General features: G+C 73.3%; 23 protein-coding genes. 6 read left to right on the top strand and 17 right to left on the bottom strand.

Features of this window, described 5'->3' with window-relative positions; all coding sequences use genetic code 11:
- Positions 1–225: 225 nt before the first annotated feature.
- From tatC to ACGFZ2_RS03640, 5 genes are all read right to left on the bottom strand, one after another.
- Positions 226–1,176, bottom strand: a complete 951-nt coding sequence (tatC, locus tag ACGFZ2_RS03660) for a twin-arginine translocase subunit TatC (protein ID WP_393449798.1) — start codon at positions 1,174–1,176, stop codon at positions 226–228.
- A gap of 17 nt (positions 1,177–1,193) precedes the next feature.
- Positions 1,194–1,493 carry a Sec-independent protein translocase subunit TatA gene (gene tatA, locus ACGFZ2_RS03655; protein WP_393449795.1) on the bottom strand — a complete coding sequence of 100 codons (300 nt, stop codon included), beginning with the start codon at positions 1,491–1,493 and terminating at the stop codon, positions 1,194–1,196.
- A 198-nt stretch (positions 1,494–1,691) separates the two neighbouring features.
- Positions 1,692–1,940 (bottom strand): hypothetical protein, encoded by a 249-nt coding sequence (locus ACGFZ2_RS03650; protein ID WP_357456897.1) that lies wholly within the window; start codon positions 1,938–1,940, stop codon positions 1,692–1,694.
- Positions 1,941–1,950: 10 nt separating this feature from the next.
- Entirely contained in the window at positions 1,951–3,015 is a 1,065-nt protein-coding gene (locus ACGFZ2_RS03645) for a helix-turn-helix transcriptional regulator (protein WP_393449792.1), read from the bottom strand.
- Entirely contained in the window at positions 3,012–4,010 is a 999-nt protein-coding gene (locus tag ACGFZ2_RS03640; RefSeq protein WP_393449789.1) for a helix-turn-helix transcriptional regulator, read from the bottom strand. Before ACGFZ2_RS03640 ends, ACGFZ2_RS03645 begins: the two co-directional genes overlap by 4 nt.
- Positions 4,011–4,134: 124 nt before the next feature.
- Here ACGFZ2_RS03640 and ACGFZ2_RS03635 point away from each other — a divergent pair, with 124 nt between their 5' ends.
- Positions 4,135–5,097, top strand: a complete 963-nt coding sequence (locus ACGFZ2_RS03635) for a cation diffusion facilitator family transporter (protein WP_393449786.1) — start codon at positions 4,135–4,137, stop codon at positions 5,095–5,097.
- Positions 5,098–5,231: 134 nt separating this feature from the next.
- Positions 5,232–6,317, top strand: coding sequence for a DUF3866 family protein (locus ACGFZ2_RS03630; RefSeq protein ID WP_393449783.1), 1,086 nt, complete (start codon positions 5,232–5,234; stop codon positions 6,315–6,317).
- A gap of 54 nt (positions 6,318–6,371) precedes the next feature.
- Here ACGFZ2_RS03630 and ACGFZ2_RS03625 read toward each other — a convergent pair whose 3' ends face one another.
- From ACGFZ2_RS03625 to arc, 9 genes are all read right to left on the bottom strand, one after another.
- Positions 6,372–6,920, bottom strand: a complete 549-nt coding sequence (locus ACGFZ2_RS03625) for a carboxymuconolactone decarboxylase family protein (RefSeq protein ID WP_393450228.1) — start codon at positions 6,918–6,920, stop codon at positions 6,372–6,374.
- 161 nt (positions 6,921–7,081) lie between these two features.
- Positions 7,082–7,267 (bottom strand): hypothetical protein, encoded by a 186-nt coding sequence (locus ACGFZ2_RS03620; RefSeq protein ID WP_393262154.1) that lies wholly within the window; start codon positions 7,265–7,267, stop codon positions 7,082–7,084.
- A gap of 69 nt (positions 7,268–7,336) precedes the next feature.
- Positions 7,337–8,695, bottom strand: a complete 1,359-nt coding sequence (gene pafA, locus ACGFZ2_RS03615) for a Pup--protein ligase (protein ID WP_350685647.1) — start codon at positions 8,693–8,695, stop codon at positions 7,337–7,339.
- A gap of 347 nt (positions 8,696–9,042) precedes the next feature.
- Positions 9,043–9,873: a proteasome subunit alpha gene (prcA, locus tag ACGFZ2_RS03610; RefSeq protein ID WP_393449780.1), complete on the bottom strand. Its 831-nt coding sequence runs from the start codon at positions 9,871–9,873 to the stop codon at positions 9,043–9,045.
- Between the two features lie 62 nt (positions 9,874–9,935).
- Entirely contained in the window at positions 9,936–10,775 is an 840-nt protein-coding gene (gene prcB / locus ACGFZ2_RS03605; RefSeq protein ID WP_350704275.1) for a proteasome subunit beta, read from the bottom strand.
- Positions 10,694–11,311: an endonuclease VII domain-containing protein gene (locus ACGFZ2_RS03600; protein ID WP_393449777.1), complete on the bottom strand. Its 618-nt coding sequence runs from the start codon at positions 11,309–11,311 to the stop codon at positions 10,694–10,696. The genes prcB and ACGFZ2_RS03600 overlap by 82 nt, the downstream gene beginning before the upstream one ends.
- Positions 11,312–11,368: 57 nt before the next feature.
- Positions 11,369–11,584: a ubiquitin-like protein Pup gene (locus tag ACGFZ2_RS03595; protein WP_088993750.1), complete on the bottom strand. Its 216-nt coding sequence runs from the start codon at positions 11,582–11,584 to the stop codon at positions 11,369–11,371.
- A gap of 104 nt (positions 11,585–11,688) precedes the next feature.
- The gene (gene dop, locus ACGFZ2_RS03590; protein WP_393262163.1) at positions 11,689–13,206 is read right to left on the bottom strand and encodes a depupylase/deamidase Dop; all 1,518 of its coding nucleotides are present in this window, start codon (positions 13,204–13,206) and stop codon (positions 11,689–11,691) included.
- 177 nt (positions 13,207–13,383) lie between these two features.
- On the bottom strand, positions 13,384–15,165 hold the full coding sequence (gene arc / locus ACGFZ2_RS03585) for a proteasome ATPase (protein ID WP_350685640.1): 1,782 nt from the start codon (positions 15,163–15,165) through the stop codon (positions 13,384–13,386).
- Positions 15,166–15,342: 177 nt separating this feature from the next.
- On the opposite strand from arc, the gene ACGFZ2_RS03580 reads away from it, so the two are divergent.
- Positions 15,343–15,639 (top strand): ferredoxin, encoded by a 297-nt coding sequence (locus tag ACGFZ2_RS03580; protein WP_350685639.1) that lies wholly within the window; start codon positions 15,343–15,345, stop codon positions 15,637–15,639.
- A 58-nt stretch (positions 15,640–15,697) separates the two neighbouring features.
- Here the strand turns inward: ACGFZ2_RS03580 and ACGFZ2_RS03575 are convergent, their stop codons facing one another.
- The 3 genes from ACGFZ2_RS03575 to ACGFZ2_RS03565 all read right to left on the bottom strand — a co-directional run bounded on the left by ACGFZ2_RS03575 (position 15,698) and on the right by ACGFZ2_RS03565 (position 18,519).
- Entirely contained in the window at positions 15,698–16,270 is a 573-nt protein-coding gene (locus tag ACGFZ2_RS03575; protein WP_350704280.1) for a hypothetical protein, read from the bottom strand.
- 81 nt (positions 16,271–16,351) lie between these two features.
- Entirely contained in the window at positions 16,352–17,371 is a 1,020-nt protein-coding gene (locus tag ACGFZ2_RS03570; RefSeq protein WP_393262168.1) for a tRNA (adenine-N1)-methyltransferase, read from the bottom strand.
- A complete protein-coding gene (locus tag ACGFZ2_RS03565) occupies positions 17,368–18,519 on the bottom strand; it encodes a M50 family metallopeptidase (protein WP_393449774.1) in 1,152 nt (383 codons plus the stop codon). The genes ACGFZ2_RS03570 and ACGFZ2_RS03565 overlap by 4 nt, the downstream gene beginning before the upstream one ends.
- Before the next feature lie 82 nt (positions 18,520–18,601).
- On the opposite strand from ACGFZ2_RS03565, the gene ACGFZ2_RS03560 reads away from it, so the two are divergent.
- The 3 genes from ACGFZ2_RS03560 (at position 18,602) to ACGFZ2_RS03550 (ending at position 21,781) form a co-directional block, all read left to right on the top strand.
- Positions 18,602–19,513 carry a RecB family exonuclease gene (locus ACGFZ2_RS03560; RefSeq protein WP_393449771.1) on the top strand — a complete coding sequence of 304 codons (912 nt, stop codon included), beginning with the start codon at positions 18,602–18,604 and terminating at the stop codon, positions 19,511–19,513.
- 296 nt (positions 19,514–19,809) lie between these two features.
- The gene (locus tag ACGFZ2_RS03555; RefSeq protein WP_393449768.1) at positions 19,810–21,006 is read left to right on the top strand and encodes a sensor histidine kinase; all 1,197 of its coding nucleotides are present in this window, start codon (positions 19,810–19,812) and stop codon (positions 21,004–21,006) included.
- An 85-nt stretch (positions 21,007–21,091) separates the two neighbouring features.
- Complete coding sequence (locus tag ACGFZ2_RS03550; protein WP_393450225.1) at positions 21,092–21,781, top strand: response regulator; 690 nt, start codon at positions 21,092–21,094, stop codon at positions 21,779–21,781.
- The last annotated feature ends 187 nt before the right edge of the window (positions 21,782–21,968 follow it).

Below are 21,968 nucleotides of genomic sequence, written 5' to 3'. Positions count from 1 at the left end.
AGTCGGGCGACGCACTGGGCAGCGACCTCCCCGTGTCGGGAACGTCGACACATCGTAAAGACGCGATCACTCGACCGCAGCTTGTGAACGCCTGGTGACGGATTGCCGACTGGATCGCCCACAACGGGGGTGGCGTGCGCTAGGCGCGCGGCACCCGGCCGGAAACGACGCAAGCCCCCGGCGAAGGGGGCTTGCGTCGTACGCGGGTGGTGCGGTCGGCCGCGATCAGGTCATGTCGTCGTAGCGGCGGTCGATCGGGGCGGGCGCGGCGACCGGCTCCGGGGCCGCGATCGGCTCGCTGGCGTCGACCCGCTGCCCGGCCTCGACCGGGTCCGCGTCGAACTCCAGCGGCGACACCTCGTCGTCGTCGATGCCCGCGTAGGCCTCCCGGCCACGGCCCTTGCGCTTGTCGTTGAGGAACGCGACACCGACGGCAATGAAGTAGAGCAAGGACAGGCAGAGCGCCAGCAGCGTCATGCCGAACGGACCCGGGTCCGGGGTGGCCACCGCCGCGAACGCGAAGCATACGAACACCACGGCCCGCCACCAGCTGAGCAACCGGCGAGCGGTCACCACGCCGGTGAAGTTGAGCATCAGCAGCGTGAGAGGGAACTCGAACGCCACCCCGAAGAGCAGGATCATGTTGGTGACGAACGAGATGTACCGAGTCACCTCCAGCTGGGAGTCGGTACCGGTGACACCGGCCTCCAGCAGGAAGGCCAGGCCCTTGTCCACCACGAAGAACGCCAACACCGCGCCGGCGGCGAACAGGGGCGCCGCGATCGACACGAAGACGTACGCCCACTTGCGCTCGTGCCGGTGCAGGCCGGGCGCGATGAACGCCCACAGCTGGTAGAGCCAGACCGGGGCACCGATGATCAACCCGATCCAGAGCGCCAGCTTCAGCTTGAGAACGAAGCCGTCCGTGGGCGCAAGCTGGAGGAAGTTCTGGCACTCACCGTCCACCACCATGCCTGGGAGCCGACAGTACGGCTGCTTGAGCAGGTCGAACGCCGGCTGGGCAAGCAGCCAACCACCGATCAGCCCTACCATGATCGCCAGGGACGCCTTGAGCAGCCGGTCCCGCAGCTCGCGGATGTGCTCGACCAGCGTCATCGAGCCGTCGGCGGCCCGCTCGAAGTTTTTCCGACCGCGCTTCTTGAGGGCGAAGGCCACGGGTCTCGGGCCCTCGGTCAGTTGTCGCGGACGCGGTGCACCGGGTCAACGACCGGCTGCTGCTGCGGCGGGGCCTGATGGGGCGCCTGCTGCGGAGCCTGCTGACCGGTGTGCGGCGGGAGCGGCTGGTAGCCGGCCTGCGCGTCGGCCTTCTCGGCGAGGTTGCGGTCGTCGTCGTGCAGGCTCTTGGTCTCGGCCTTGATGATCCGCAGCGACCGGCCCAGCGAACGGGCCGCGTCGGGGAGCCGCTTCGCGCCGAAGAGCAGGATCAGCACGACCACGAGTACGGCGATGTGCCACGGCTTGAGGGCACCCATGGGAAGCTCCAGTCGCTCTGTGTCGTCGTGAGGGGTGTACCGCAGCCATCGTACGTGCGCCGACGGCCGTTGCCACCCGCCGGGTTCGTCCCGGCCGGTGAAGTCTTGACCAACCCGGGATGTCCCGTCAACACTCCCCCGACGGACCGTTCCTGCGCGGTACCGGACCGGATCGCGCAGGGACGCGACACCGATCGATCAACCGCCGCGCTTGGCCTTGATCAGCTCGACTCGCCGGTGGGTGACGTCGAGCTGCTGCTGGAGGGCCTCGGCCCGCTGCTGGAGGGCCTCCGCGGTGTCCCGCAGCGCCTCCGCCTCGGTCGCCCGTCGTTGCAGGGCGACGGCCGCGCGGCGCAGCCGGGGCAGCCGCGCCAGCACCGGCCGGACGGCCAGGGCCAACACGACGAGCGCGAACAGCACCACCGCGAGCACGATCCACTTCACCACGGCGGCCAGCCTACTGGGTGCCCGCGGTCACCGCCGGGTCGGCCGAGGGCACCGCCGGCGGCGTGTCCGACCCGTCCGCCGGGCGCCGGGGCGCGGCCGGGGTCGGCGTCGCGTACGCGTCGAGCGCGGCGGTCGCCGCGGCCCGGACCTGCTCGGCCAGCTCGGCCGGGGCGACCACGGCGACGTCCGGCCCCAGCCCCAGCACGAAGCGACGGGCCCAGCCCAGGTCGGTGACCCGCAGCGAAACCAACCACTGGTCACCGGTGCCGGCCTCGACCCGCTCGCACGGGTAGTACTCGGTGATCCACCGCTCGCCCCGGCCGACCCGCAGGGTGATCAACGGCAGGTCCGGCGAGGGCCGGAACACGCCGTCGGTGAGGTCGTGCGGGCGGGCCTGCGGCGGCACCATCGCCGGCTCGTCCAACTCGGTGACCGCGTCGATCCGGTCGACCCGGAACAGCCGCACCGCCTCCGCCCGGCGGCACCACGCCTCCACGTACGCCCGGCCACCGACCATCAGCATCCGCAGCGGATCGACGACGCGGTCCGTGGTCTCGTCCCGCGCCGCCGTGTAGTAGGTGATGCGCAGCGCCCGGCCGCTCTCGACGGCGGCCCGCAGCTCCTGCACCCGACGGGTGTCGGCGGGCAGCCGGACCTCGACGGGCGCGGCCACCAGGTCCCCGGCCGCATTCTCGATCTTGGCGAGGGCCCGCTCCACGGCCTCCCGGTTGGCCACCCCGGGCGTCTCGGCGAGCATCCGCAGCGCCACCACCAGCGCGAGGGCCTCGTCGGGGGTGAGCCGCAGCGGCCGGTCGATGCCGGCGTCGTAGGTGATGGTCACCCGGTCGCCGTCGAAGGCCATGTCGATCAGGTCGCCCGGGCCGTAGCCGGGCAGCCCGCACACCCACAGCAGTTCCAGATCCTCGCGCAGCTGCCGCTCGGTGACGCCCAGGTCACCGGCGGCCTCGGCGATCTCGATACCGGGCCGGGCGAGCAGGTAGGGCACCAGGTTCAGCAGCCGGGCCAGCCGGTCGGCCGACGCGCGGGAGCCGCCACGGGCGGCCGGCCGGGTCACCGGGCACCCCCGACGACGGCGAGGTCGTCGTGCCGGGCCGCGATCTCCTTGAGCCGCTGGATGACCGCCTCCCGCACCTCGGGCGGGTCGAGCACCCGCACGTCCGGACCGTAGCCGACGAGCTGGCCGGCGAGGACGTCCACGTCGGCGTACGGCAGGACGAGCCGGTCGCCGTCGGGCCCGGCGGTGACGCCGACCGCCCAGCGGCGCAGCCCGGCGGCGCGGCCCGGGGCGGCCAGCACGGTGGCCCGCCCGGTGCGCTCCACCGGCCCCGACCAGCGGGCCACGTGGCTGATCAGGTCGACCCCGGCCGGCGGCTCGTAGCCGCCCGGCGTGCCCGTCACCCGGACCGCGCCGACCACCCGCGACAGCCGGAAGCAGCGGGTCGCCTCGCGGTCGAGGTCGTGGCCGACCACGTACCACCGGCCCCGCCAGCAGACCACACCCCACGGCTGCAACCGGCGGCGGTTCGGCTCGTCGCGGTCGGGCACCCGGTAGTCGAAGGTGACCTCCCGCCGGTCCCGGGCGGCGGCGGTGAGCGGCGCGAACGCCGGGTCCACCGTCACCATCGGCTCCAGGCCCAGCGTGGCCTGCGGGTCCACGTCGACGCCGGCGGCGCGCAGCTTCGCCAGCCCGGAGGAGGCGGCGGCGGCCAGCCCGGCGTGCTGCCACAGCCGCGCGGCGATGCCCACCGCGGCGGCCTCGTCCGGCTCGAGGGGGATGTCCGGCAGCGCGTACTCGCGGTGGGCGATCCGGTAGCCGGGCTCCGCGTCGAAGACGCTCGCCGTCCCGGTCTCCAGCGGTACGCCCAGCTCACGCAGCTCGGCCTTGTCCCGCTCGAACTTGCGCTGGAACGCCTCGTGGTCGCGCGCGTCCTCCGGATCGTGCTCGTAGCCGGGCACGGTCGCGGCGATCTGCGCGGCGGTCAGGAACCGTCGCGTGGACAGCAGGCAGATCACCAGGTTGACCAGGCGTTCGGTGCGGGTCCGCGACACGGGTAGACGCTAGCAGCCCGCGCGTCGGGCACGTGCACCCACGCGGGCACCACGTGGGTCGCGTCGCACCGGCCCCGCGTCCGGTCCGCCCGCACGGCACGTCCGGCGGTCATACAGTGACCTGGTGGCGCGGCCGGAGGTCAAGACGGAGAGCGTCGGCACCGTCGTGGTCGCCGGGGCCGCCAACCTCGCCATCGCCGTCGCCAAACTGGTCGCCGGGCTGATCTCCGGGTCGGCGGCGATGCTCTCCGAGGCCGTGCACTCCGTCGCCGACACCACCACCGAGGTGCTGCTCTACCTCGCGCTGCGGCGCGGGGCGCGCCCGGCAGACGCCCGCCACCCGTTCGGGTACGGAAAGGAGAGCTACGTCTGGGCCTTCCTGGCGGCGGTGTTCACGTTCGTCGCCGGCGCCGGCTTCGCCATCACCCACGGCGTCACCACCATCCTGGTGCACGAGCACCGGAACGACTACCTGGCCGCCTACGTCGTGCTGGCCGTGTCGTTCGCCATCGAGTCGGTCTCGCTGGCCCGCGCCGTACGCCAGATCCGCACCGAGTCCCTGCAGTTGCACACCACACCACGCCGGTTCCTGCGGCTGACCGCCGACCCCGCCGTCAAGGCGGTGTTCTTCGAGGACGCCGCGGCCCTGATCGGCTTGGTGCTGGCCGCCGTCGGGGTGGCCCTGTCCCAGCTCACCGGCGAGGAGCTGTGGGACGGCCTGGCCTCCATCCTGATCGGGGTGCTGCTGCTCGTGGTCGCCACCGTCCTGGCCCGCAGCAACATCTCGCTGCTGGTCGGTCGGGCGGTGCCGGAGCGGGTGCACCGCGAGATCGCCGGCGAACTCGCCGGGCTGGCCACCGTGCGCCGACTCGACACGCTGCTGACCATGCAGCTCGGCCCGGCCGACGTCCTGGTCGCCGCGAAGCTGGACTTCGACGACGAGGCGACCGGCGCGACCATCGAGGCCGTTGCCGACGAGGCCGAGCGCCGCCTCACCGCCCGCTACCCGCAGATCCGGTACGTCTTCCTCGACCCCACCGGCACCCCACGCGGCGGCGCCCGGCGGCCGGACGACCCCGCCGGCTGACCCGCCCTGCCCTCCCCGGCCGCCCGCCCTTGCTCCCCGGGCCGGGCCGCCCTGCTCCAGCCGCCCCGCCCGGCGGCATCGCCCGGCCGCCCCCGGGCGCGGCCGGCCGGGGCGGCGACGCTAGCGTGCCGGGCATGGTGCGATGGCGGTCCGGAACGGTGACGGCGCTGCGGCGGCAGTGGACCGGGGCGGTGGAGCTCGACGTCGACCTGCCCGACGGCGCCACGGTCCGCGCCCTGGCCTACCCCGAACTGGTCGGCCTACCCGAGCCCGGCGATCGGGTGCTGCTCAACGCCGGCGCGCTGCTGATGGGCCTCGGCACCGGCGGGTACGCCCTGGTCGTGGCACTGCCCGACCGGCTGCCGCCGGACCCGCCGCAGGCCCTCGACACCCGCGACGCCGGTCACCTCGTCAAGGCCCGCTACACCCCGCTGCAGCCGATCCTGCTCGGCGTCGACGAGGAGGCGTCCCCACACCGCGAGGTCCTGGCCGCCGCCGACGACCTGGGCGGCCTGCCGGTCGTCACCGCCGACCTGCACTCCGCGCTGCCGGCGGTCCTGGCCGGCATCCACGCCGACGCCCCGGACGCCCGGGTGGCGTACGTGCTGACCGACGGCGGGGCGCTGCCCGCCTGGTTCTCCCGCACCCTCGCCGGGCTGCGCGACCACCTCGCCGGCACGGTCAGCGTCGGCCAGGCGTTCGGCGGCGACCTGGAGGCGAGCACCGTGCACAGCGGCCTGCTGGCCGCCCGCCACGTCCTGGGCGCCGACGTGGCGATCGTCGCCCAGGGGCCCGGCAACCTCGGCACCGGCACCCGGTGGGGCTTCTCCGGCGTGGGCGTCGGCGAGGCCGTCAACGCCGTCGCCACGCTGGGCGGGCGACCGGTCGGGTCGCTGCGGATCTCCGACGCCGACCCCCGGCCCCGGCACCGGGGCGTGTCGCACCACAGCCTCACCGCGTACGGCCGGGTGGCCCTCGCCCCCGCCGCGCTGGTGGTGCCCGCCGGACTGGACCCGGCGCTGGCCGGCGAGGTGGACGCCGCGCTGGCCCCCCTCGCGGCACGGCACACCGTCGTCCGGGTGCCCACCGACGGGCTCGACGCCGCGCTGCGGGCGGCACCGGTGCCGCTGTCCACCATGGGCCGGGGCCTCGACGCCGACCACGCGTACTTCCTGGCCGCCGCCGCGGCCGGCCGGCACGCCGCCCGCCTGCTGACCTGACCCGGCCCGAGCCCGACCCGGACGCCGGACGACCGACGTGCCCGGCGGCCGCCCTCAGGTCGCCAGGTAGCCCTGCCGCACGATGCGCTCGGCGGCCTTCTCGTACACCGCCGGGTCGTCCGGGACCAGGGTGCCCAACCCGTCCACGTAGCGGTTGTACATGCAGAACGCCGCCGCGATCAGGACCGTGTCGTGGATCTCCAGGTCCGTCGCGCCGGCACCCCGGGCGGCTTCCACCAGCTCCACCGTCACGTCGCGGCCGCTGCGCTGCACGGCCTCGGCGATGCGCAACAACGCCCGCAGCTTCTCGCTGACCTCCGCGTCCACCGGATCGACGAGGACCCGGTCCACCAGCGGCATGCCGGAGGGGAGCTGCGCCGCCGCGAAGGCGGAGTGCGTCGCGCAGCAGAACCGGCACTCGTTCAGCCCCGACACGTACGCCGCGATCAGCTCCCGCTCCCCGGGCGTCAGCGTCGGGTGCGGGGCGCGCAGCAGCGCCTCCGCCAGCGCGTTGAGGGGCTTGGCCGTCTCCGGCCGGAACCGCATCGGGCCCCGGATGCCCGGATGCTCCCGCTCGTCGATACCGAGGTCGATGTGTGCGATGACGTCACCATCCCTTGCCGCCGCGGCGGGGCGTGCCCGGTCCACGGACCGACAACGCCGAACGGGACGATCGTCCCAGCGTCGCCGGGCCGAGGCCACTTCGAGCTTGCGGTGCCGTCCGGGCCCGGTCAGGCCGTGCCGACCAGCGCCGCCCGGGAGGGTCAGGCCATGAAGATCAGGGCGAGCCAGGCGCCCACGATCAGCACCAGCGCGAGCGCCAACACCCAGGTGGGCACCGTGTACTCGCCGCGCCGGTTACGCTCGATCTCGGCGCGGATCTTCTCGCGGCGGCGCTCGACCCAGTTCTGCCGCGCCCGGCCGCTGTCGGGAGGTTCGGAAGTCGTCATGGCGCGGTCAGCCTACCGGGCCGGCCGACCCGGCAGGCGGTCACCACCACACCGGGCCGGCCCGCACCGTCACATGCTGGCGATCAGCCGCTCCACCCGCTCGTCGTACGCCCGGAACGGGTCCTTGCAGAGCACCGTGCGCTGCGCCTGGTCGTTCAGCTTCAGGTGCACCCAGTCGACGGTGAAGTCACGCCGCTTCTCCTGGGCGTGCCGGATGAACTCGCCGCGCAGCCGGGCCCGGGTCGTCTGCGGCGGAGTCTCCTTCGCCTCGAAGATCTCCGGGTCGGTGGCCACCCGGTCCACCTCGCCGCGCCGCTCCAGCAGCCCGTAGAGGCCCCGGCCCCGGCGCAGGTCGTGGTAGGCGAGATCCATCTGGGCGACCCGCGGATGCGACAGCGGCAGGTCGTGCTTGCGCTGGTAGCGCTCGATCAGCCGCAGCTTGGTCACCCAGTCGATCTCCCGGGCCACCGGTTCCAGGTCGCCGGTCTCCACCGCGCGCAGCACCCGACCCCACAACTCCACCACCCGCTTGGCGGTCTGGTCGCCGCCGCGCCGCTCCACGAACTCGGTCGCCTTCGCCAGGTATTCCTGCTGGATCTCCAGCGCGCTGACCTCCTTGCCGGAGGACAGCCGCACCTTGCGCCGGCCCGTGATGTCGTGCGACACCTCGCGGATAGCCCGGATCGGGTTCTCCAGCGTCAGGTCCCGCATCACCACCCCGGCCTCGATCATCCGCAGCACGATGTCGGCGGTGCCGACCTTGAGCAGCGTGGTGACCTCGTTCATGTTGGAGTCGCCGACGATCACGTGCAGCCGGCGGTAGCGCTCCGCGTCCGCGTGCGGCTCGTCCCGCGTGTTGATGATCGGCCGGCTCCGGGTGGTCGCCGACGAGACGCCCTCCCAGATGTGCTCGGCCCGCTGCGACAGGCAGTAGACCGCCCCGCGCGGCGTCTGCAACACCTTGCCCGCGCCGCAGATCAACTGCCGCGTGACCAGGAACGGGATCAGCACGTCGGCCAGCCGGCCGAACTCGCCGTGCCGGGAGACCAGGTAGTTCTCGTGGCAGCCGTACGAGTTTCCGGCCGAGTCGGTGTTGTTCTTGAACAGGTAGATCTCGCCCGCGATGCCCTCGTCGTGCAACCGCTTCTCCGCGTCGACCAGCAGCCCCTCCAGGATCCGCTCGCCGGCCCGGTCGTGCGCGACCAGGTCCACCACCGAGTCGCACTCCGGGGTGGCGTACTCCGGGTGCGAGCCGACGTCGAGGTAGAGCCGGGCGCCGTTGCGCAGGAACACGTTGCTCGACCGGCCCCAGGACACCACTCGGCGGAAGAGGTACCGGGCGACCTCGTCGGGGGACAGCCGCCGCTGCCCGCGGTAGGTGCAGGTGACGCCGTACTCGGTCTCAAGGCCGAAGATTCGCCGCTCCATGATGAGACATTAGCCGCCCGAGGCCCCAGATGGGCAGCCTCACCACGTCGTCTCACGCCAGGGACGCCCGCCGGCCCGCCGAGGGCCATGCCGCGCGCGCCGGCCCCGCCGTCACCCGGGCACGACCTCGCCGTACGCCCGCCGGCGGCGTCCCAGGTGGACCGTGCCGCCGCACGGGCGCACCGGCACGAAGACGGCGTCACGCCGGTGCGGGCGTCGTCCGGCCCGGTCGAGCCAGGCGGGCCGGACGGGACAGGCCCGCCGCGGCCGCACCGTCGACCCACGGGCGTACGACGACCCCGCGGGCGCCCGGGCCCACGGCCCCGACGCCCGCGCGACCGACTCCGCTACGCCTCGGGGGCCTCCGGCTGCTGGCCCTCCAGGTCCGCCGAGCCGGCCGACGTGGTGGGCTTCCCCGCCTCCTCGGTCGGCGCGGTCGGGGTCTCCGGACGGGCCGGCACGGCCGGCTCCTCGGTCTTTCCGCCGTCCAGCAGGGCGGTCAGCGCCGCCCCGGTGATGCGGCGGAACGTCCGTCCCACCCGGCGCCGGTCCAGGACCGCCACCTCCAACTGGTTCGCGGCGATAGTGCGGGACGCGCCGCCCTCGCCCCCGACGCTGCCCAGCGCCTGCACCGCGACCTTCACCGCCTCGCCCAGCGACATGTCCGGACGGTGGTGGGACTTCAGCACGCCGGTGATCGCCTCGGCCTGCCCGCCCATCGCCATCCGGCCCGGCTCGTCGTTGACGGAGCCGTCGTAGGTGAGCCGGTAGAGCTCGTCGTCCTCGGCGGTGGCGCCGACCTCGGCCACGCAGATCTCCACCTCGAACGGCTTCGACTGCTCGGTGAAGATGGCGCCCAGGGTCTGCGCGAACGCGTTCGCCAGGGCCCGGCCGGTGACGTCGCGCCGGTCGTAGCTCAGGCCGTTCAGGTCGGCCATCCGCACGCCGGCGCGGCGCAGGTTCTCGAACTCGTTGTAGCGACCGACGGCGGCGAAGCCGATCCGGTCGTAGATCTCACTGACCTTGTGCAGGGCGCTGGAGAGGTTCTCGGCGACGAAGAGCACCCCGCCCTCGTAGCTCAGGACGACCGCGCTGCGGCCCCGGGCGATGCCCTTGCGGGCCAGCTCGGAGCGGTCGCGCATGATCTGCTCGGGCGAGGCGTAGAACTGCATGGCCACGGCGGCGGTTCTCCTTCAGGGCGCTGTGCTGACGGCTGCTGACTGGTGCGGGCGGGAGCGGATCAACCGCCCGGATTCTCCATCCGGCCGGAGACCACGCTCTCGGCGATCGCCGACATCTCCTCGTCGGTGAGCCGGTGGGTGCCCTCCGCCGTCGCCGTCATCACCACCGGGTAGATCCGGCGGATCAGGTCCGGCCCGCCGGTGGCGGTGTCGTCGTCGGCCGCGTCGTAGAGCGCCTCGACCGCGAGCCGGACCGCCTCGTCGATCGAGAGACCCGGCTGGAAGCGCTTCTTCAGCGCGGAGCGGGCGAAGAGCGAACCGGAGCCGATCGCGTCGTAGCCGGTCTCCTCGTACGGGCCGCCGGTGACGTCGAAGCTGAAGATGCGGCCGGCCCGCGCCGGGTCCTTCGCGGCCAGGTCGAAGCCAGCGAAGAGCGGGATCACCGCCAGGCCCTGCATGGCGGCGCCCAGGTTGCCGCGGATCATCGAGGCGAGCCGGTTGGCCTTGCCGTCGAGCGAGAGCATCGCGCCCTCGATCTTCTCGTAGTGCTCCAGCTCCACCTGGAACAGTCGCATCAGCTCGATGCCGATGCCCGCCGTGCCCGCGATGCCCACCAGGGAGTACGCGTCGGCCGGGTGCACCTTCTCGATGTCGCGCTGGGCGATCAGGTTGCCCATGGTGGCCCGCCGGTCGCCCGCCATCACGACGCCGCCGACGGCCGAGATGGCCACGATGGTCGTCGCGTGTGGCGCCATGTCGGCGGCCATGCCCGGCGGCAGCGGCCGTCGGCCGGGCAGCATCTCGGGGGCCACCTTGCTCAGGAACGAGGTGAAGGAGGACGTCCCCGCGTTGGTGAACACATCTGGTAGACGCCCGGATGGATCAAAACCCGCTGCCACGTGGTTCCTCTCAGATATGTGATCGCCCCGGCCAGCCGCGACTGATCGTCACGGAACTGGCCGAGACCACCGTTGCAGTTGAAGCACAATATCCCGCGCACCCAGCCGGTGCGATGATCGTGGTCCAGATGTTGGGGGTCCGGCGTGCCGCAGATCGCGCAGACACCGCCCTGCTCGGCCAGGAGCTCCTGGAACTCCTTCTCCCCGATCCCGTAACGCCGCCGGAGATGGTATTCCCGCGTGCCGCCGTAGAGCCGCTGGGCGGTTTCCCTGCCCCGCGCGTTGTGGCAGGGCTTGCAGTAGCTGTGCCGCCCGCTGCCCTTGGTGGTCCTCGGGAAGTCGTCCATCGGCTTGACCTGCTCGCAGTCCGGGCACCACTTCAGGCCCTCTCCGACCGGCAGGGTGGAACGTTTCTGCGGCGCGATGCCGCGCTCGCGGCGGCTCGCCAGGGAGCGGGCCGCCGCACAGGACTTGCAGTAGTAGGCGAGGCCGTCCGCCCGCCGCCGGTTGCGATGAAACTCGGCGACGGGCAGCAACCGGTCACACTGGGGGCACACCTTGTCCGACGCGCTAGGCGAATCGGACATAAGGTATCACTCCCCCCCTTTCTGGACGTAACCGCGCACGAACTCCTCGGCGTTCTCCTCCAGGACGGAGTCGATCTCGTCGAGCAGGTCGTCGACGTCCTCGGTGATCTCGGCGTGCCGCTCGGCGACCTCCGGGTTCGCCTCGGTGGTGACGTCCTCGATCTCCTCGCCCTGCCGGGACTTGCCCGACTGCGACTGCCCGCCGCTGTCACGAGTGGCCATTGCTGCCTCCTCCACGATCGCCTGCGATCAACTTACCTCGCGGAGGCGACGAAAAGCCCGCCGCGCGCCGGCTTCGGCACGCGGCGGGAATCCGTCCACGCCGATCAGCCGCCGGTGAGGGTCTCGAGCAGGTCCTTCGCGCTGGGGCAGCGGTCGAAGAGCGCGCCGACGTGCTTGCGGGTGCCGCGCTCGGGCTCCATCATCGGCACCCGCACCAGCGACTCCCGGCCCACGTCGAAGATGACCGAGTCCCAGCTGGCCGCGACCACCTCGGAGGCGTACTGGGCCAGGCAGCGGCCGCGGAAGTAGGCGCGGGTGTCCTCCGGCGGCTCGGTCATCGCGGTGCGGGTCTGCTCGTCGTCGAGCAGGGTCTTCATCGCGCCCCGGGAGACCAGCCGGTGGTAGAGGCCCTTCTCCGGGCGGACGTCCGAGTACTGCAGGTCGACCAACTGGAGCTTGTGCGAGCCCCAGCCGAGCTTCTCGCGCTCCCGGTAGCCCTCCAGCAGCCGCAGCTTCGCCACCCAGTCCAGCTCGTCGGCGCAGAGCATGACGTCGCGGCCCAGCCGGTCCAGCACGCCCTCCCAGCGAGCGAGCACGTCCAGGGTCTGCTCGTCGGCGTCGGCGCCGTAGCGGTCGTCCACGAAGGACCGCACCCGCTCGTAGTACGCCCACTGCACGTCCAGGGCGGTGAGTCGCCGCCCGTCGCGCAGCCGCATCAGGTGGGTGAGCGACGGGTCGTGGCTGACCGCGCGCAGCTCGCTGACCGGGTCGGCGATGCCCAGGTCGGAGCCGAGCGCCTTCTCCTCGATCATGGTGAGGATCAGCGCGGTGGTGCCGACCTTGAGGTAGGTGGAGATCTCCGACAGGTTCGCGTCGCCGATGATGACGTGCAGCCGCCGGTACTTGTCGGCGTCGGCGTGCGGCTCGTCGCGGGTGTTGATGATCGGCCGCTTGAGGGTGGTCTCCAGGCCGACCTCGACCTCGAAGAAGTCGGCGCGCTGGGAGATCTGGAAGCCGCTCTGCCCGCCGTCCTGCCCGATGCCGACGCGGCCGGCGCCGCAGACGATCTGCCGGGTCACGAAGAACGGCGTCAGGTACGCCACGATGTCGGCGAAGGCCGTCTGGCGGCGCATCAGGTAGTTCTCGTGGGAGCCGTAGCTGGCGCCCTTGTTGTCGGTGTTGTTCTTGTAGAGGTGGATGGGCTGGGTGCCGGGGATGGTGGCGGCGCGGCGGGCCGCCTCGGCCATCACCCGCTCCCCCGCCTTGTCCCAGCGCACCAGGTCCCGCGGGTTGGTCACCTCGGGTGTGGAGTATTCCGGGTGGGCGTGGTCGACGTAGAGCCGCGCGCCGTTGGTGAGTATCACGTTGGCCAGCCCGAGGTCCTCGTCGGCGAGCGCCTCGGCCGGGTCGTACGCGGCACCGGAGTAGGTGAAACCGCGCGCGTCCCGCAGCGGCGACTCCTCCTCGTAGTCCCAGCGGGCCCGGCCGCCCCGGTTGAGTTCCGGGCGCGCCCCGTAGGCGTTGACCACCTGGGAGGAGGTGACCATGGGGTTGGCGCCGGCTTGGCCGGGCACGGAGATGCCGTACTCGACCTCGGTGCCCATGATCCGTCTTACGCTCATCGACCTACCTGCTTCGCTCGCCCGACCCGGTCCCCCGTCACGTCGAGCGTAGTCGGCCGCGCGGCGGATGGGGGCGCGCCGGACCGGGGCGGCAGGCGCGGGCCGGGCGGGGACGGGTGGGTCCGGACGGGACGGGGCCCGCGGCGCGTCGCGCCGCGGGCCCCGTGCGGGTGTGGGTCAGAGGTACTGACCGGTGTTGCTGGCCGTCTCTATCGACCGGCCGGCCTCCGCGCCCTTGCCGCCGGAGACGAGCGTGCGGATGTAGACGATCCGCTCGCCCTTCTTGCCGGAGATGCGGGCCCAGTCGTCGGGGTTGGTGGTGTTGGGCAGGTCCTCGTTCTCCCGGAACTCGTCGACGCAGGCGTCGAGGAGGTGCTGCAGGCGCAGGCCCTTGCGGCCGGAGGTGAGGAACTCCTTGATGGCCATCTTCTTGCCCCGGTCGACGATGTTCTGGATCATCGCGCCGGAGTTGAAGTCCTTGAAGTAGAGGACTTCCTTGTCGCCGTTGGCGTAGGTGACCTCGAGGAAGCGGTTCTCCTCGGTCTCCGAGTACATCCTCAGCACGACCGCGTCGATCATGGCCGCGACGGTGGCCTGGGGGTCGCCGCCGTGCTCGGCCAGGTCGTCCGGGTGCAGGGGCAGCCCGGAGAGGATGTACTTGGAGAAGATGTCCTTGGCTGCCTCGGCGTCCGGCCGCTCGATCTTGATCTTCACGTCGAGCCGACCGGGACGCAGGATCGCCGGGTCGATCATGTCTTCCCGGTTGGAGGCGCCGATGACGATGACGTTCTCCAGGCCCTCCACGCCGTCGATCTCGCTGAGCAACTGCGGGACGATCGTGTTCTCCACGTCGGAGGAGACACCGGAGCCCCGGGTCCGGAACACCGAGTCCATCTCGTCGAAGAACACGATGACCGGAGTGCCCTCGCCGGCCTTCTCGCGGGCCCGCTGGAAGATCAGCCGGATGTGCCGCTCGGTCTCGCCGACGTACTTGTTGAGCAGCTCCGGGCCCTTGATGTTGAGGAAGAAGCTGGTGTGCCGCTCCTTGCCCTCCCGCTCGGCGATCTTCTTCGCCAGCGAGTTGGCCACCGCCTTGGCGATCAGCGTCTTGCCGCAGCCGGGCGGGCCGTAGAGCAGGATGCCCTTCGGCGGGCGGAGCTGGTGCTCCCGGAACAGATCGGCGTGCAGGAAGGGCAGCTCCACCGCGTCGCGGATCTGCTCGATCTGGGCGTGGAGGCCGCCGATGTCGGTGTAGTCGACGTCGGGCACCTCCTCCAGGACCAGCTCCTCGACCTCGCTCTTCGGGATCCGCTCGTAGGCGTACGCCGAGCGGGGCTCGATCATGAGCGAGTCGCCGGCCCGGATCGGCGAGCCGATCAGGGTCTCGGCGAGGTGCACGATCCGCTCCTCGTCGGAGTGCGAGACCACCAGCGCCCGGTCGCCCGGGCTGCCGTCGGGACCCGCGAGGATCTCCTTGAGCATGACCACCTCGCCGACCCGCTCGTAGCCGAACGCGTCGACGATGTTGAGCGCGTCGTTGAGCAGGACCTCCTGGCCGCGCCGCAGCTCGGCGACGTCCAGCGAGGGCGAGACGGCGACCCGGAGCTTGCGTCCGCCGGTGAACACGTCCACCGTGCCGTCGTCGTGCCGCGCGAGGAAGACGCCGTAGCCACTCGGTGGCTGCGCGAGGCGGTCGATCTCCTCCTTGAGCGTCACGATCTGCGCGCGGGCCTCCTTGAGGGTGCTCACGAGCCGGTCGTTGTTCTCGGTCAGCCGCGCCAACTGTGCCTGGGTGGCCGCCAGCCGCTCTTCGAGCTGCCGGACGTGTCGGGGGCTTTCGGTCAACTTGCGCCGCACCAGAGCGAGTTCCTCTTGAAGGAACGCGACCTGCGTGGAGAGATCGTGGGCCTCCTTCTCCCACCGTGCGGCGCGCGAGTCCGCGTCGTCGCTGCGTGCCACGTCCCACCTCCCCGGGGGGCTTGAACGTTCTGCCCTAACACTAGCCGCTATGAGGCCGATTCGGTCCCACGCAACGCGCTCGTCACCGAACCTTGATCGCCAAGGGTGGCCCCGGGGGCCGGTCCGGGCGTTCGGGTACCGTCGGGGCGTGGGACGGGAGAACATGGGGGGTGCGCCGTGGCGGAGGTCATGACCGACCAGCTACAGGTCTGGGTGGACCAGGATCTCTGCACGGGCGACGGGCTCTGCGTGCAGTACGCGCCGGAGGTCTTCGAGTTCGACGTCGACGGGCTCGCCTACGTCAAGGGCCCCGACGGTGAGCTGCGGCTCGCGCCGGGCAGCCGGGTCGACGTGCCCGAGCACCTGCGCCTCGAGGTGATCGACTCGGCGAAGGAGTGCCCGGGCGAGTGCATCCACGTCGTACGCGGCAGCGACGGCGTCGAGGTCGCCGGCCCGGAGGCCGAGGAGGACTGAGCGCCCCGCCCTCCCGCGCCGCCGAGGGGGCGGGCGGGAGGGCTGCCGAGCGTACGCCTCAGAGCATCGGGCGGCCGACCACCGAGGCGACCAGGCGGGCGAACTCCTCCAGCCGGGCGATCTGCCCCGCGCCACCGTCGTCGAGGGTCTTGCCGAAGCGCAGCGCGTCGTGCCGGGGCGCGCCCACCGCCTCGTCGCTGGGCGGCGCCTCGTCGAGCGAGGTCAGCAGCAGGTAGACGTCGATGCTGTCGACCCGGATGCCGCCGTTGTCGTCGCGGGTGAGCCGGCGCCGGCAGCCGACCTCGGTGACCGTGGAGACCGGCACCACCCGCAGCGAGGACGTCATCGACCCGGGTGGCCCCTCCCCCGGCGGCACGTCCTCGCCGTGCCAGAGGACGAGCCGGCTGCCGTCGCAGACCACGACCTCCTGCCACACCCCGTTGACCTCGTTGACGAAGCGTTCCAGGGTGAAGCCGAGCACCGACGCACCGCGCAGCACCCCGCCCAGCGCCTCCAGGGCGACGTCGGGGTCGCGCAGGTAGGCGCGGGCCGCCGATTCGAGGTCCTGGTAGGGCGACCAGTCCGGGAACACCGCCGGCAGGTCTCCGCCGCCGAAACCCGGCCGGTTCATGCCACCTCCCCGTAGCCGTGCCACCGGCCCGCACCGGCCGGCAGGTTCCGTCCGCTCACTCCCAGCCGCCTCGTTCCACGGTCACGGCTGCGTCGTGTCCCCGGCCGCGGCCGGCTCCGCCGCGGCGGCCCGCGCGGCGGCGGCCTGTCGGACCGCCTCCGCCTCGCGCAGCGCCTGCCGACGTTCGGCGTACGCCTCGGCGCCCTTGCTGGGCTTGCGGCGTCGCGGCGGCGCGGTGACGCCCGGAGCGAGCTTACGCGCGGACACCAGGAACGCGGTGTGCGCGATCATGCGGTGGTCCGGGCGCACCGCCAGTCCTTCGGCGTGCCAGTCGCGCACCAGCGACTCCCAGGCGCGCGGCTCCGTCCAGCCGCCGCGCTCGCGCAGCGCCTCGACCAGCTCGGACAGCTGCGGGGTGGTGGCGACGTAACCGATGAACACGCCGCCGGGCACCAGGGCCCGCTCGACCATGTCGAGGGTCTCCCACGGGGTGAGCATGTCGAGGATGATCCGGTCGAAGCCCGTCTCGGTGCAGGTGGCGACGTCGCCGACGTGCAGGTGCCACGCCGGGTGCGGCCCGTTGAAGAACGCCTCGACGTTGCGCTTGGCGATCTGGGCGAAGTCGTCGCGTACCTCGAACGAGTGCAGCTCGCCCTCGGTGCCGACGGCGCGCAGCAGCGAGCAGGACAGCGCCCCGGAGCCGGCCCCGGCCTCCAGGACCTTGGCGCCCGGGAAGATGTCGCCCATGGCGACGATCTGGGCGGAGTCCTTCGGGTAGATCACCTGCGCGCCGCGCGGCATGGAGAGCACGTAGTCCGAGAGCAGCGGGCGCAGGGCCAGGAACGCGGTGCCGCCGCCGGAGGTGGTGACCACGCTGCCGTCGGGCAGGCCGATCAGCGTGTCGTGCTCCAGGATGCCCCGGTGGGTGTGGAACGCCTTGCCCGGCTCCAGGGTGACCGTGTGCATCCGCCCCTTGGGGTCGGTCAGCTGCACCCGGTCGCCGGGCCGGAACGGCCCGCGGTGCACGGGGGGCAGCGCCCGGGTGTCGGCGGGCACCGCGGTGCCCGGGTCGGCCGGGGCGGCGGGGGGAGTTGCGGTCACGTGTTCATCTTCCGTTGAGGTTCGAGGAGCTGAGCCAGATCCGCGATGTGCAGGATGCCGACGACATCTTCGCCTGAGGTCACCACGTACTGCGCGCCCGGGTGGGTCTGTACCGCCTCCATCACCCGCTCCCCGTCGAGCCCGACCGGCATGGCGGGCAGGTCGGCCAGGGACCGGGCGACCGCGTCGACGGCCAGCCAGGGGCGCCGTTCCGCCGGCACGGCCTCCGCCGCGGCGGGGTCGACCAGGGCGACCGGCCGGCCGGCGGAGTCGGTGACCAGGAGCGCGGCGCCCGGCGTGGCGCCGGTGGCCCGGCGCTGCGCCTCGGCCAGCGGCGTGCCGGTGGGCACGGCGAGCACCGGCCGGGACAGCCGGGACAGGTCGATCAGCGGGAAGCGGCGGCTGATCCGCGCCATCCGGATCGACTGCCCGGCGCCGCGCCAGAGGGTGAACGCGACGAGCAGCATCAGCGGCAGCGCCAGCGGCGCCAGGTCGCCCGTGAGGGCGAACAGGGTGACCAGCGCGGCGGTGCCGACGGCGACGGCGCGCCCCACCCACCCGGCGACCTCGGTGCCCCGGTGCCGGTCGTGGGTCACCGCCCAGACCGCCGCCCGCAGCGCCCGGCCGCCGTCGAGCGGCAGCCCCGGCAGGATGTTGAACAGCGCGACGATGACGTTGCTCACCGCCAGCTGGAACGCGAGCTGGTTGGCCAGGGTGCGGTCGGGCAGGGCGAGGGTGGCGGCGACGGCGACCGCGCCGAGCACGGCGGAGACGGCGGGGCCGGCGAGCGACACCAGCAGGTCGACGCGGGGAGACGGGGCGTCGCGGTCCATCTCGGTGTAGCCGCCGAGCAGCTCCAGGGTGATGCCGCGCACACCGATGCCGTACCGGCGGGCGGTCAGGGCGTGGCCGAGCTCGTGCAGGAGCACCGAGCCGAGCAGGGAGACCACGAAGCCGAAGCCGATCAGGTAGCCGGCGAGCTGGGACAGGTCGAGCTGGCGGCGGGCGAACTCCGCGTACAGCACGGTCACCAGCAGGGTGAGCAGGACCATCGAGCCGTTGAGGTGCAGCGGCACCCCGAAGACCCGGCCCACGGTCAGGCCGGGCCGCGGGTCGGGCCGGCGCCGCGGTTGCCTCGTCTGCTCCATCGGACCGATGCTACGCGGCGGGGGATCATGCGCCGGAGCGGCGACGGCGGAGGTGTCACACCGGTGCCCTAACCTTCCGGGCATGACGGCGGAACCGGTGACCACGCAGCAGCCCGCGACCCCGGCCGAGGTGCCGGCGACGGTGCGGGCCTCGCTGTCGCCGTCGCGGGCGGCGGATTTCAAGACCTGCCCGCTGCTCTACCGGTTCCGCAGCATCGACCGGCTGCCGGAGCGGCCGACCGTCGAGCAGGCCCGGGGCACGCTGGTGCACGCCGTGCTGGAGCGGCTGTTCGACCTGCCCGCCGGCGCGCGCACCCCGACGGCGGCGGGCGACCTGGTGGCCCCGCAGTGGGACCGGCTGGTCACCGAGCAGCCGGAGCTGGCGGGGCTGTTCGCCGACGGCGGCACCCCGGCCGCGGCCGAGTTCCTCCGCTCGGCCGCCGCGCTGTTGGAGGGCTACTTCGCGGTGGAGGACCCGCGCCGGCTGGAGCCGGCCGAGCGGGAGAGCCTGATCTCGGCGGTGGTCGACGAGGAGCTGCTGATCCGGGGCTATCTCGACCGGCTCGACGTGGCGCCGGACGGCGCGCTGCGGGTGGTCGACTACAAGACCGGCGGCGCGCCCCGGGAGGCGTTCGAGGCGCGGGCGCTGTTCCAGCTCAAGTTCTACGCGCTGGTGCTGTGGCGCACCCGGGGCGTGGTCCCCCGGGTGCTGCGGCTGCTCTACCTCAAGGACGCGGAGGTCTGCGACTACGCCCCGGACGCCGAGGAGCTGCTCCGCTTCGAGCGCACGGTGGTGGCCCTGTGGCGGGCGATCGAGCAGGCGACCGCCCGGCAGGACTTCCGTCCCCGGCCGAGCCGGCTCTGCGACTGGTGCAGCCATCAGGCCCTCTGCCCGAGCTTCGGCGGCACCCCGCCGCCGTTCCCGACGCAGGTGGCGACGGATCCGCTGCGCGACGCCCGGTCCCGCCCGGCGGCCCCCGGCGCCGACGAGTGACGCCGCCGCACGCGACCGCGGCCCCACGTCGTCAGGGGGATGCCCACGGTCGACCGGTGGCGCAGCGACCGCACGGACCGGTGAGCGACCGGGTGCGCGGGCCGGCGGACCACCGGGCGCACGGCCCGGGGAGCCGGCGGGCGCGAGGGCCGGCGAGCCGCCCGGGTGCCCGGACCGGGGAGCCGGCGGGCGGCGGGCGGGCCCTGGCGCGGTGGAGGCGGTCTCCTCCTCAGGGATGAGGCCGGGCTCACCGTCGGCGACGATCAATCCGGCGTGGCGGCGGCTAGCGTCGCGGTATGACTTCGGGCCCGAAGGCGTGGCTGCGCCGGCACCCGCTCGCCGCGGACGCTCTCCTCGCCGTCGGGCTCGTCGGGGCGGAGATCGTGTTCACCTTCCTCACCCCCCGCGATTACTGGCCGCCGCACCTGCTGGCGACGCTGGCCTGGAGCCCGGTCTGCGCCGCGCCGGTGGCGCTGCGCCGGGTCGCGCCGTGGCCCGCCGTCGCCGCGGCGGTGGCGACGCTGGCGCTGCCCGTCCTGCTCGACCTGACGCCGGCCGCGCAGGGCCTGACCTTGCTGGTGCTCACCTACACGGTGGCCGCGACCCGGCCGCTCCGGACGGCGGTCGCGGCGGCCCTGGCGCTCTGGCTGCCGGCCGCGGTGGTGAACGCAACCGCATCCCTGGACGGGGTGATGGAGGGCGTCAGCTCCGCGTACCTGGTGGTGAACAGCTTGCTGACGGGGGCGGTGTCGTACTCGGTGGGCCGGGCCGTGCACGGGCGCCGGGCCGCCACGGAGGCGCTGCGGGAGCGGGCCCGGGCCGCCGAGGAAAACCAGCGTTCACTCGCCGAGCAGGCGGTCGCCGACGAGCGCCGCCGCATCGCCCGGGAGCTGCACGACGTCGTCGCGCACCACGTCAGCGTGATGGGGGTGCTGGCCACCGGCGCCCGCCGGGTGCTGCCGAAGGACCCGGACGCGGCCGACGGGGCGATCGCCACCATCGAGGCGACCAGCCGGGCCACCCTGCGGGAGCTGCGCCGGCTGCTGGACGTGCTGCGTACCGACGCCGAGCCGGCCGCCGACCTGGCCCCGCAGCCGGGACTCGCCGGCATCGAGGCCCTGGTCGACCAGGTGCGCGAGGCCGGCCTGCCGGTGACGCTGCGGATCGAGGGCACCCCGGGGGCGCTGGAGGAGGGGGTGGCGCTGACCCTCTACCGGATCGCCCAGGAGGCGCTGACCAACGCGCTCAAGCACGCCGGCACGGCCACGGCGGAGGTGCGGCTGACCTTCGACGAGGGCGTGGTCGGCGTCGAGGTGGCCGACACCGGGCGCGGCCCAGGGCCGGGCGGCGACCGGATCGGGCACGGCCTGGTCGGGATGCGGGAACGGGTCGCCCTCTACGGTGGGGTCCTGCGCACCGGGGCACGCCCCGGCGGCGGCTTCCGGGTTTCCGCGCGGATCCCGGTGGAAGGCCGTGGCGCGGTGGCGGCATGACCGGCTCGGGGGCGTACGGGAGAATCGCGGCCGGGCCGCGGAACGGGGTGACGGCGTGGCCGGGGACCAGGGACGGGGGCAACAGGTGACCGAGGCGACGGTGCCGGCGCGGCGGCCGGTGCGCATCCTGCTCGCCGACGACCAGCCGTTGCTGCGTACCGGCTTCCGGATGGTGCTCGGCACGGAGGACGACCTGGACATCGTGGCCGAGGCCGGGGACGGCGTCGAGGCGGTGGACCTGTCGCGCCGGCTGCTGCCCGACGTGGTACTGATGGACATCCGGATGCCGCGGATGGACGGGGTCGCGGCGACCCGGGCGATCGTCGACGCCCGGCTGCCGGTGCGGGTGTTGATCCTGACCACCTTCGACCTGGACGAGTACGTGGTGGGGGCGCTGCGGGCCGGGGCGAGCGGCTTCCTGGCCAAGGACGTGCCGGCCGACGACCTGGTCACCGCGATCCGCACGGTGGCGGCCGGGGACGCGGTGGTGGCGCCCCGGATCCTCAAGCGACTGCTGGACCGGTTCGCAGACCTGCTGCCGGACCCGGCAGCTTCCCCGCCCAAGGGCCTCGGCGCGCTGACGGAGCGGGAACGGGAGGTGCTGGTGCAGGTGGCCCGGGGGCTGTCCAACGCCGAGATCGCCCGGGCGCTGTCGGTCAGCGAGACCACCATCAAGACCCACGTGGGGCACGTGCTGACCAAGCTGGGGCTGCGCGACCGGGTGCAGGCCGTGGTACTGGCGTACGAGTCGGGTCTGGTCCGCCCCCGGGCGTAGTGGCGCCCGCCCTGGCTGTTTTCGCAGGCGTACCCGAAGATTCCCCGCGGCCGGGAGGCGCCGTTGCCGTCGTCACCTACCGTGACCGGAGATGGCGCGGCGCGGTTGACCCTGACGTGGCGTCACTGTGCAGGATCGGTCCCCGACGGGCGGGAAATGCGATCGACCGGACGCCGGGTCAGGGGCA

The organism is Micromonospora sp. NPDC048063 (assembly GCF_043202855.1).
Taxonomy (GTDB): domain Bacteria; phylum Actinomycetota; class Actinomycetes; order Mycobacteriales; family Micromonosporaceae; genus Micromonospora.
The sequence above is the reverse complement of the archived record's forward strand: the minus strand, read 5'-3'. Positions and strand labels throughout refer to the sequence as shown.

Coding starts and splice junctions, on each gene's coding strand:
- tatA (WP_393449795.1), bottom strand. CDS start 1,493: ATGGGTGCCCTCAAGCCGTGGCACATCGCCGTACTCGTGGTCGTGCTG.
- ACGFZ2_RS03630 (WP_393449783.1), top strand. CDS start 5,232: ATGGTGCGATGGCGGTCCGGAACGGTGACGGCGCTGCGGCGGCAGTGG.
- ACGFZ2_RS03620 (WP_393262154.1), bottom strand. CDS start 7,267: ATGACGACTTCCGAACCTCCCGACAGCGGCCGGGCGCGGCAGAACTGG.
- pafA (WP_350685647.1), bottom strand. CDS start 8,695: ATGGAGCGGCGAATCTTCGGCCTTGAGACCGAGTACGGCGTCACCTGC.
- ACGFZ2_RS03595 (WP_088993750.1), bottom strand. CDS start 11,584: ATGGCCACTCGTGACAGCGGCGGGCAGTCGCAGTCGGGCAAGTCCCGG.
- dop (WP_393262163.1), bottom strand. CDS start 13,206: ATGAGCGTAAGACGGATCATGGGCACCGAGGTCGAGTACGGCATCTCC.
- ACGFZ2_RS03575 (WP_350704280.1), bottom strand. CDS start 16,270: ATGAACCGGCCGGGTTTCGGCGGCGGAGACCTGCCGGCGGTGTTCCCG.
- ACGFZ2_RS03565 (WP_393449774.1), bottom strand. CDS start 18,519: ATGGAGCAGACGAGGCAACCGCGGCGCCGGCCCGACCCGCGGCCCGGC.
- ACGFZ2_RS03560 (WP_393449771.1), top strand. CDS start 18,602: ATGACGGCGGAACCGGTGACCACGCAGCAGCCCGCGACCCCGGCCGAG.
- ACGFZ2_RS03555 (WP_393449768.1), top strand. CDS start 19,810: ATGACTTCGGGCCCGAAGGCGTGGCTGCGCCGGCACCCGCTCGCCGCG.